8 protein-coding genes are annotated in these 10,001 nt (G+C 65.6%); 3 read left to right on the top strand and 5 right to left on the bottom strand.

The features are described from left to right. Positions 1-197: 197 nt before the first annotated feature. From ABF990_RS13020 to ABF990_RS13010, 3 genes are all read right to left on the bottom strand, one after another. The gene (locus ABF990_RS13020) at positions 198-881 is read right to left on the bottom strand and encodes a Fe2+-dependent dioxygenase (protein WP_415491562.1); all 684 of its coding nucleotides are present in this window, start codon (positions 879-881) and stop codon (positions 198-200) included. Positions 882-1,293: 412 nt separating this feature from the next. Continuing rightward, entirely contained in the window at positions 1,294-1,611 is a 318-nt protein-coding gene (locus ABF990_RS13015) for a putative quinol monooxygenase (protein ID WP_415491563.1), read from the bottom strand. A 52-nt stretch (positions 1,612-1,663) separates the two neighbouring features. Next, positions 1,664-3,073 carry a PLP-dependent aminotransferase family protein gene (locus ABF990_RS13010; RefSeq protein ID WP_415491564.1) on the bottom strand — a complete coding sequence of 470 codons (1,410 nt, stop codon included), beginning with the start codon at positions 3,071-3,073 and terminating at the stop codon, positions 1,664-1,666. Between the two features lie 316 nt (positions 3,074-3,389). Between ABF990_RS13010 and ABF990_RS13005 the strand changes: the two genes are divergently transcribed. Then, positions 3,390-4,562, top strand: coding sequence for an MFS transporter (locus ABF990_RS13005; protein WP_415500467.1), 1,173 nt, complete (start codon positions 3,390-3,392; stop codon positions 4,560-4,562). Positions 4,563-4,604: 42 nt separating this feature from the next. Here the strand turns inward: ABF990_RS13005 and ABF990_RS13000 are convergent, their stop codons facing one another. Continuing rightward, positions 4,605-5,846, bottom strand: coding sequence for an NAD(P)/FAD-dependent oxidoreductase (locus tag ABF990_RS13000; RefSeq protein ID WP_415500466.1), 1,242 nt, complete (start codon positions 5,844-5,846; stop codon positions 4,605-4,607). A gap of 143 nt (positions 5,847-5,989) precedes the next feature. Beyond that, positions 5,990-7,507: an aldehyde dehydrogenase (NADP(+)) gene (locus ABF990_RS12995; protein ID WP_415500465.1), complete on the bottom strand. Its 1,518-nt coding sequence runs from the start codon at positions 7,505-7,507 to the stop codon at positions 5,990-5,992. Between the two features lie 145 nt (positions 7,508-7,652). Here ABF990_RS12995 and ABF990_RS12990 point away from each other — a divergent pair, with 145 nt between their 5' ends. Both ABF990_RS12990 and ABF990_RS12985 read left to right on the top strand, forming a co-directional pair. Continuing rightward, positions 7,653-8,690 carry an Ldh family oxidoreductase gene (locus ABF990_RS12990; protein ID WP_415491568.1) on the top strand — a complete coding sequence of 346 codons (1,038 nt, stop codon included), beginning with the start codon at positions 7,653-7,655 and terminating at the stop codon, positions 8,688-8,690. A gap of 100 nt (positions 8,691-8,790) precedes the next feature. Next, a complete protein-coding gene (locus tag ABF990_RS12985; RefSeq protein WP_415500464.1) occupies positions 8,791-9,804 on the top strand; it encodes an LLM class flavin-dependent oxidoreductase in 1,014 nt (337 codons plus the stop codon). Positions 9,805-10,001 lie beyond the last annotated feature (197 nt).

The raw sequence follows: 10,001 nt of genomic DNA, 5'->3' as shown, positions 1-10,001 counted from the left end.
ACTGGCACTGGCACTGGCACTGGCACTGGCACTGGCACTGGCACTGGCACTGGCAAGTATGCCCGCTGTTGCGACAAGCGCCAGTGCAAAACGCCGCATACCCCTGTGCCACGCACCGCGGCATCGTACGCGTTCGGTCATGCTCGGCCTGGGGTCCGTCCCGACGGTCCGCAACATGTTCTGTTTATGCGGATTACTCAGAGTTCGGCCCACTGGCGCAGAAGGTTATGGTATGTCGCCGTCAGGCCCAGAACGGCGGGGTGGTTGTCGGGCAGTTCCTTGCGCGTTTCGATAATGGACAGGTCGAACTGGTGCAAAAGGGCGCGTTGCCCGTCGTCCTTGACCATGGACTGGGTCCAGAAGAACGAGGCCCACCGGCTACCGCGTGTAATCGGGCTGACCGCATGCAGGCTGGTGGATGGGTAGACAACCATGTCACCCGCCGCCAGTTTCACGCGCTGGGTGCCGAACGTGTCCTGAATGACCAGTTCGCCGCCATCGTAATCTTCCGGGTCGCTCAGGAACAGGGTGGATGACACATCGGTGCGGAGCCGAAAGCCCGTGCCCGGCACGGGGCGAATGGCATTGTCCACATGCATGTCGAAATGCATGCCGGTATCGTAGCGGTTGAACAGGGGAGGATAGACCCGCAACGGCAGGGCCGCGCTGTTGAACATGGGGTTGCGGCCAAGGGTCCGCAGCACAAGGTCACCCAGTTCGCGGCTGGCGTCGCTGTCCTGGGGGATCTGGAGGTTGTATTTGGCTTTGGCCGACTGCTCACCCGCCGTTACCTTGCCGTCGATCCAGTCCTGCTGTTCGAGAACCCGGCGGCAGAACGCCACTTCCTCCGTTGTCAGCACCTTGGCGATACGCACCAGCATGGTCCGGCTGTTCCTTATCCTGTTCCCGAGCCGGGGCCATAGCGTTCCCGGCCATCCGGCTCCTGCGCATAGTGCCCCGGAGCCGGACTGTTTGAAACACCCCTTATAATTGATATTAATTCGCATAATCAATATAGGGTGTCAGCCAGCCCCGGTGCGACCCGAAAGAACGGCCGCGTGCCTGAGCCCGCTGCTACGGGCCAGCAGCCGACAATGCGACACAGGATGGGGCTTTCAGACCCGAAAACCGAGCCTGACACAGCGGGACCTGACACACCCGGGCCGCGCATGGCGGTGAAACATCCCATGGTTTCGGGCCCGAACATGGCCCCTCAGACCGGGCAGGACCATGTTTACGCGCTTTAATTCAGGTGCATGCGTTTCAGGCGCATGCTGTTCAGGCGCGCGCCTTTCAGGGCAGGCGGTCGGTATCGTGCAGGAAGGTCACATCCAGCGGTCCGGCCACACCAGTGGAAAACGCCTCTTTCAGTGCCAGAAAATGGGGTTTGCGCTCATGCTCCTGCTGGGCCGCAAGGCTTTCCCACTGTTCGATGAACACGAAATGCAACGGGTCCTGACTGTCCTGACGGCAGGTGTAGAGCCGGTTGGTGCTTTCCTTGCGCGATTCCCGGATACATGCGGCAACGACGGGCAGCACATCGTCCACCGCCTCCGGCCTGAGATGGAAAGACGCAATGACTGTCACGGGTTTTGCGGCTGTTTCGGGCATGATCTGTCTCCATTCCTTACCATTGGGGCCCGTCCCTTACGGCAGGGCGGGGCTAGTATATCGGCAAAGTGTCGCACGACGACCCTTGGGGGTCATGCACCAGACAGGCCGCACGCACATGGCGCAGGGCGTCCGGCAGGGCCGCAAACGTGACCGAACCCAGGGCCAGCCGCACGCCCGCCATGCGGGCCTGTTGCCCGTCCGGCATGCCATGGCCCGTGGCGCCGGTCTCGAAACTGTCGGGGTGCGGGAGCATCACGCCCAGGGCACGGGCACGCTCCACAACGGCGGCGGCATGGGTCGCGGGCATAGGCAGCCAGGCATGGAACGCATTGCCCGGCGCGCATTGCAGGTCGGGACCGAGAATGGAAGACGCCAGTTCCGTCCGCCGGATCGAGTCCGCCTGGAGCGATAGACGCACGCTCCGGGCGGTGCCGTCCTGCATCCATTGCGCCATCAGGGCGCAGGAAAGAGGGGCGATCATCAGGGACGACGCCAGCAGCGCGGGCCCGCAGGCCTCTGCCAGATCAGGCGGGGGAACAAGCACGCCTATACGCAGGCCGGGGCTGAGAATCTTGGACAGGCTGGCGACATGGAATGTCCGCTCCGGCGCCAGATCCCGCAGGCTGGGCTGCTCCGCGCCAGCGCCGCAGGCGTACACGCCGTCTTCTATCAGCAGGGCATCGTGCTGGCGGCACAGGGCGGCAATATCGCGCCGGCGGGTCGCGTCCATTGTGGCGGTCGTGGGGTTATGGGCGGTCGGCGTCAGATAGACCACAGCCCGCTGCCCCGGTCGGGCGGCCAGTGCGGCGTGCAGGGGTGCAGGCAGCACGCCCGCGCCATCCATGCGCAGGCCCTGCAACGGCAACCCGCTTTGTCGCAGCGCCCCCAGCATGCCGGGATAGGTCTGTTCCTCCGTCAGGGCAAATTGCACATGGGGCCGGGCCACCGCCAGGGCAACGCTGAGCGCCTGCTGCGCGCCGCTTGTCAGCAAAATCCGGTCGGGCCGCACGGCAAGGCCCTGTGTCTCCAGCCAGCGGGTCATGACCCGGCGGTGCTCCAGATGCCCAGCCACAGGCGGGTAGATATTGAACAGGGCGGGGTCCACCTGCCGCGCCAGCCCGTGCAGAGTGCGGGCCAACGCACGGTCGCTGAACATGGGGGGCGGCATGTTGGTGGCAAGGTCCAGCCCCGCACTGGCGGGATCGGCCCGGACAGTGACAAACGTGCCCCGCCCGCGCACGCTGTGGGTCAGCCCCCGGCGCTCCAGCATGGCATATGCCCGCGTGACCGACCCCACACCAATGCCAAGCCGCCATGCCAGGTCCCGATGGGCGGGCAACCTGTCCCCCGCGCTCAACTGGCCCGACAGGATATCGGCCCCCAAGGCTTCCGCCAGACGGTGTGCGGGCGCACCCGCACCGTCATGCAGCCGCGCGAACCAGGGAGATTGGGGGCGCATGGTCTCTTACTCGGCACTGGGCGGCATGGAACAGCAGCCGGACCGGGCACCGCCACCATGAACCGGTTCCGCACTGTAAAAGTGTCACGTGACACTATTTGAATACGCAGGAAGTGTCACGTCCCGTAAGATAGGCAGCAGAACCGCCACCCGACGACCGGCCTTTGCCAAGACCCCGGCCTTATGCATGCTCCGGACAGGCCCCGCATGACAGCCCAACATGATGGACCATGCATAAGGGCCGGTCATGGGCCGGGCCGGCTATGGACCGGCACAGGGCAGGATACGGCAGCAACAAAACAGGGCCATTCACCGCATGAAGTTCAATTTTCCACTCCTTGCCCTGTCAGTCGGGGCGTTTGGCATTGGCACGACGGAGTTCGCACCCATGGGGCTGCTGCCTGTCATGGCCGAACATTTCAATGTGTCCATTCCCACCGCAGGGCTGCTGATCAGCGCCTATGCGTTCGGCGTCATGGCCGGGGCGCCGATCATGACCATCGGCGCACGCCATTTGCCACGGCATATAGTTCTGGTCGGGCTGATGGCCATTTTTACGCTGGGCAACGCGCTTTCGTTCTGCGCGCCCGGTTTTGCGGTGCTGCTGGTCTCGCGCGTGGTGACATCGTTCTCGCACGGGGCGTTTTTCGGTGTCGGTTCGGTTGTGGCCGCAGCCCTTGTGGCGCCCGAACGGCGTGCCAGTGCCGTGGCCACCATGTTCATGGGACTGACACTGGCCGCCATTGTGGGCTCCCCCCTGTGCACCTGGATCGGAGATGTATGGGGCTGGCGGCTGGCCTTTGCCGCCATTACCGTATGGGGGCTTGTCGCCATGCTCGCCCTGTGGCTGGCCCTGCCCAGACTGCCCGCCGAAACCCCGGCTGAAATCAGAAGCGAGTTCAGCGTGCTGGTACGCCCCCCGGTCCTGCGCGCCCTGTTGACGACGGTACTGGGTGCGGGGGCCATGTTCACGCTGCTGACCTATATCGCCCCCGTGCTGGAAAACGGCATTGCCGCCTCCGCCGACATGGTGACGGCCGTGCTGGTGGTGATTGGCGTCGGCTTTACCCTGGGCAACATGCTGGGCGGACGGTTTGCTGACCTGTCCCTGAAAAAAACCCTGCTTGTGGCGTTGAGCGCGCTGGTCCTGCTGCTGCTGGTGCTACCGCTTGCCATGGGCAGCGCGCCCGCCGCCATCGGGGTAATTTTCCTGTGGGGGATGGCGGCTTTCGCCATTGTCTCGCCCGTGCAGATGCAGGTCATGACCGCAGCGGCCGAAGCCCCGAACCTTGCCGCCTCCATCAATATCGGGGCGTTCAACCTCGGCAACGCGCTGGGGGCGGTAGTGGGGGGCGCCGTGATCAGCGCCGGGCTGGGTTATAACTGGGTCAGCGTTGCCGGAGCGGTGCTGGCAGCCTGCGCCTTTGTCCTGACCCTGGCCGCCCCCGCCGGGGAAGGAGCCGCCCCGACCCCGGCAATATCCGCGTAAGGAAACCTGTCAGGCCCCGTACTACCCCGGCCACGCCAGACGTCAGAACCGCCGGGGTGAAAAAGCCTGAATATCGATCGGCAAAGGCTGGCCGGTCAGCAGGTCGGCCACCAGCCGCGCCGTGCCAGCCGACTGCGTCAGCCCCAGATGCCCGTGGCCGAACGCATAGACCACATTGGACGTGGTCCGTGCGTGGCCGATCACGGGCAGGCTGTCCGGCAGGGACGGCCGAAAGCCCATCCACTGCACGCCCCCCTGGGTTTTGAGCCCCGGCAGGAATATCTGCGCTTTTTTCAGCATGGCATCGGAACGGCGGAAATTGGGCGGCAGGTCCAGTCCGCCCAGTTCCACCGCCCCGCCCACGCGCACACCGGTCGAGAGTTTGGTAATCACAAACCCATGCCCACCGAACGTGATCTGGGTGCGCAGGTCGAACGCGTCCACCGGCAGGGTGGTGTTGTAACCCCGCTCGGTCTCCAGCGGAATGGCATCGCCCAGCGTGCGGCTCAGCCTGTGCGAAAAAGCCCCCGCCGCGACAACGACCTTGCCCGCTTCGCGCACGCTGCCGTCACGCAGGGTGCAGCGCACGCCCTGCCCGTCGGGGCTGAGTGCTGTGACATCGCCAATGTCGATCACCCCGCCCAGAGCGCGGAAATGCTCGGCCAGCGCCAGCGTATACAGTTTGGGGTCGGCTATGGAATACCAGCCGGGTGTGAATGTCCCGCGAATGAACCGTGGCGCAAGGCCGGGCTGCAACCGGGCCATTTCCGCTGCGTCCATGTGCTGGAATTCAATGCCATGCCGCGCCCGCGCCTGCCAGCCCGGCAGGGATGCCTGGAATTCCGCCTCGGTTTCATACACCTGCAAATTGCCCCCCTTGCGCAGCATGGGCAACGTGCCGCTGGCGGTCAGGAAGGGTTCCAGCTCCGCCCTGGACAGGTCCATCAGCGCGGTCTGGGCCGTGGTGGAACGCGCGACACGCGCAGGCGCGCAGGCCCGCCAGAAACGCAGCATCCACGGGAGTATCCGCAGCGCATAGCGCGGTGGCACGGCCAGCGGGCCCAGCGGGTCCAGCAGCCATTTCGGGGCTTTTTTCAAAATCCCGGGGGAGGCCAGCGGCAGGATGTCGGTAAAGGCGAAAGCCCCGGCATTTCCGGCAGAAGCACCCGCCGCCGGGCCTTCGCGGTCGATCACAACCACATTCAGCCCACGCGCCTGGGCGGCAATCGCTGCCGAAAGGCCGACAACCCCGGCTCCAATGACAAGAACATCAGACTTGGCCATGGCCTTACACTTTCAAGAACGCGCCACCGCCGCGCATGTTGGAAAAGCTTGCAGGACCCACGCCCGCGCATGCGGCCTGCCCCCCGTCCGTCAGCATGAAAGACCGGACGGGAGCAGTGGCCTTTGCGGGCGTGGACAATCCCTTAGTTCAGACAGTCTTCGGGCAGCAGGTCGGCCGGGATGTTCTGGAACGACACGGGCCGCAGGAACCGCCTGATGGCCATGGACCCCACGCTGGTCGCCCCGAAATTGGTCGACGCCGGATAAGGCCCGCCATGCACCATGGAATCCACAACCTCCACCCCGGTCGGAAAGCCGTTGACCAGCACACGCCCGGCCTTGCGTTCCAGAACGGGCAGCAGTTGCCGCGCCGTTGCCGTGTCCGCCGCATCCATATGGATGGTGGCGGTCAACTGGCCTTCCAGACCACGGGCAAGACCCAGCATCTCCTCCACCGAGGTTACGCGCACCACAAGGCCGAGCGGGCCGAATACTTCCTCGCTCAGGACCGGATCGGCCAGAAATTCGCGGCCCGTGGTCTCAAACAGGTTCGGCAGGGCCATACGCCCCGAGGACTCGCTGACAACCAGCGCGCGCACCGTATTGCGGCTGGCCAGACGCGCCTGCCCGTCCCGGTAGGCCTGGGCAATGCCGTCGGTCAGCATGGTCTGGGCCGGGACCTTGCCCAGCGCCTCGACCGCGGCGGCTACGAACTGCCCGCCCTGCGCATTGTCCAGCACGACCGCAATGCCGGGATTAGTGCAGAACTGCCCCGCCCCCATGACGAGAGAAGCCGCCCAGTCACGCCCCAGCGCATCCCCACGCGCCCCGATCGCCTCGGGCAGCATGAACATGGGATTGACCGAGCCCAGTTCGCCAAAGAACGGAATGGGTTCGGGCCGGGCCGCGCACAGGTCGAACAGGGCGCGGCCACCGCGCAGCGACCCGGTAAAGCCCACGGCCCTGATCAGCGGATGCTGCACAAGCGCGGCCCCCACGTCGTTCCCGCCGCCCTGAATGAGAGAGAACACGCCCGGGTGCATGCCGGTCTTGCGAATGGCGGCGTCAATCGCCTGGGCGATGATCTCGCCCGTGCCGGGATGGGCCGGGTGCCCCCGCACCACCACCGGGCAGCCAGCCGCCAGTGCCGCCGCCGTGTCCCCCCCGGCGGTGGAAAACGCCAGTGGAAAATTGGACGCGCCAAAAACACCCACCGGGCCGACAGGGCGTTCGATCAGACGCAGTTCGGGGCGGGGAGCGGGCTTGCGGTCCGGCAGGGCGGGGTCGCACCGGCGGTCCAGATACGCACCGTCCTGAATATGGTCCGCGAACATGCGCAACTGGCCGACCGTGCGGCCGCGCTCGCCTTGCAGGCGGCCTTCGGGCAGGCCGGTTTCCTGGCTGCCAATCTCGGTTATGGCGTCGGCCCGGGCTTCGATCTCATCGGCGATCGCGCGCAGGAACGCGGCCCGTTGCGCGCGGGTGGCGTAGCCGAACTGCCAGAACGCCTCTTCCGCCGCCTCGCACGCGCGGGCCACCAGGGCGGGCGTGCCCGTTGCAAAGACATGAGCCGGGCCGTGTGCGGGGGCGGAGGTAAACGTACCCTCCCCATCCAGCCAGGCGCCTGCGACAAGATGCTTGCCCGTGGGAATGAAAGTCATGAACCGTTCCTTTCTGCGAACACATCTCTGGACACACCGGCCCCAATGCGCAACGCTATGATCGTCGCCAGAATTTTTGTCGATTATATGTATACGTTATGTATTTTAAGTTCAACTCCCCGCCAGCAAGGACAAAGGGTTCCACATGAGCGCAAGCACTCTCCTGAGCATCACCGCACTGCACGCGCGGGTAGAGGCCATTCTGCTCAAGGCGGGGGTGAACCCTGCGCAGGCGGGCGCTGTGGCGCGGGTTATCACGGCGGGTGAGCGCGACGCCTGCAAGTCACACGGCATTTACCGGATCGAGGGCATTCTGCGCACGATCAAGGCAGGCAAGGTCAGGGTGGATGCGGTGCCCGAACTTGTGCCCGCCCCCGGTTCGGCCATTGTGCGGGTGAACGCGGGCGGTGGCTTTGCGAATCCGGCCTTCGAACTTGGCCTGCCCGAACTGGTCGAACGCACACGCAGCCTGGGCCTTGCCGCCATGGTCATTAACGACTGCGGACATTTTTCCGCCCTCTGGCCCGAGGCCGAGGCCCTGACCGAACAGGGGCTGGCGGCCATGGTCATGTGCCCGAGTTACGCAACGGTGGCCCCCAGCGGCGGCAAGAAGCCGCTTTTGGGCACCAACCCCTTCGCGTTCGGCTGGCCGCGCGCGGACAGGTCGCCTTATGTGTTCGACTTTGCGACATCCGTTGCCGCACGGGGCGAGATCGAACTGCACCGCCGGGCGGGCAAGCCCCTGCCCGAAGGCTGGGCGATCGATGCCGAAGGCAACCCCACGACCGACCCGCAGGCCGCCCTTGCCGGTGCCATGCTGCCTTTTGGCGGGCACAAGGGGTCGGCCATCAGCACCATGATCGAACTGCTGGCCGGTATCCTGATCGGGGACCTGACCAGCGAGGAAGCCCTGACCAAACTCGGCACCACGACATTGCTACCGACCCATGGCGAACTGATCATAGCGTTCTCGCCCGAGAAATTCGCCGCCGGGCGGCCGGGCAACCCCGTCGCCCATGCCGAAGTCCTGTTCGAAGCCATTGCAGGCCAGGGTGCCCGCCTGCCGTCGCAGCGCCGTTTTGCCGCACGCGTCAAATCCGAAGCCGAGGGCATTACCCTGACGGCGGCCGAGATCGAACAGCTCGACCGCCTGCAGACCCTGGGGCTGGACGCGGTAGCGTAACCCGTAAAAACCCGCCGGACATACCACCCGGCGGGACCGTAACCAGCCACGACGGAAAGGAAAGGTGGACGAACCGCCTGTCCTGCGCTGATATTCGCACATGATTCCATTTTCGATCCTGGATCTGTCGCTCATCACCGATCATGGCAACGCCGCCACAGCGTTCCGCCATTCGGGCGATCTCGTACAACACGCCGAATCCCTTGGCTTTGACCGTTACTGGGTGGCCGAACACCATGCCATGCCGGGCATTGCCTCCGCGGCGACAAGCGTGCTCATGGGGTATCTGGCGGGGCTGACGCAGCAGATCCGCATCGGGGCGGGCGGGATCATGCTGCCGAACCATGCACCGCTGGTCATTGCCGAACAGTTCGGCACGCTGGCGACCCTTTACCCCGGCCGTATCGATCTGGGACTTGGCCGCGCGCCGGGCAGCGACCAGACCGTTGCCCGCGCCCTGCGCCGCCGGGCCGACAACGCAGACACATTCCCCGAAGACGTGCTGGAACTGCTGCATTATTTCGAACCCGCGCAGCCGGGCCAACTGGTCGTGGCCGCACCCGGCGCGGGGTGCGACGTGCCGGTCTGGCTGCTGGGCTCGTCGCTATATTCGGCCCAGCTTGCCGCGGTGCTGGGGCTGCCTTTCGCCTTCGCGTCGCATTTCGCGCCCCGGATGATGGAGGAGGCCGTGGCCCTGTACCGGCACCGCTTCAAGCCGTCACACGCGCTGGCCGCCCCGCATGTCATGCTGGCCATGAACGTGATCGCGGCCGATACGCAGGCTGAGGCCGACCGCCTGTTTACATCGCACCAGATGTATTTCATGGCGCTGCGCAGCGGGCGGCCCCGCGCCTACCCCGCGCCGGTGGACCCGGCCAGCCTGCCCTGGACGGCTGTCGAACGCGCCCAGATCGACAGCGCGCTGGCCTGCCGGGCTGTAGGCGACAAAGCGGCCGTCATGAAAGACATCGGGACTTTCCTCGACCGGCACCAGCCGGACGAACTGATCCTGACCGCCCCCATCCACGACCATCAGGCCCGACGCCGCAGCCTTGAAATCGTGATGGAGGCGCGCAGCCTGCTTGCCGCTAACGCAAACCCGGACAAGAGCTGAGCCCCGGCCTTCCATAAACGCCCCGAGGCCAGCTTTTTATGGTCAGGCGTCATGGTGTCTGAACCCTGCGCGTAGCTGCAAACGCCACGGCACAAAAACCGGACCGGCCGGAGTGGGGGCAAAATGACCGCGACGCCACTGCGACCAGACCAGACCAGACCAGACCAGACCAGACCAGACCAGACCAGACCAGACCA

Source organism: Acetobacter sp., assembly GCF_047723915.1.
In the GTDB taxonomy this organism is placed as follows: domain Bacteria; phylum Pseudomonadota; class Alphaproteobacteria; order Acetobacterales; family Acetobacteraceae; genus Acetobacter.
This window is presented reverse-complemented; position numbering and strand designations above follow the sequence as displayed.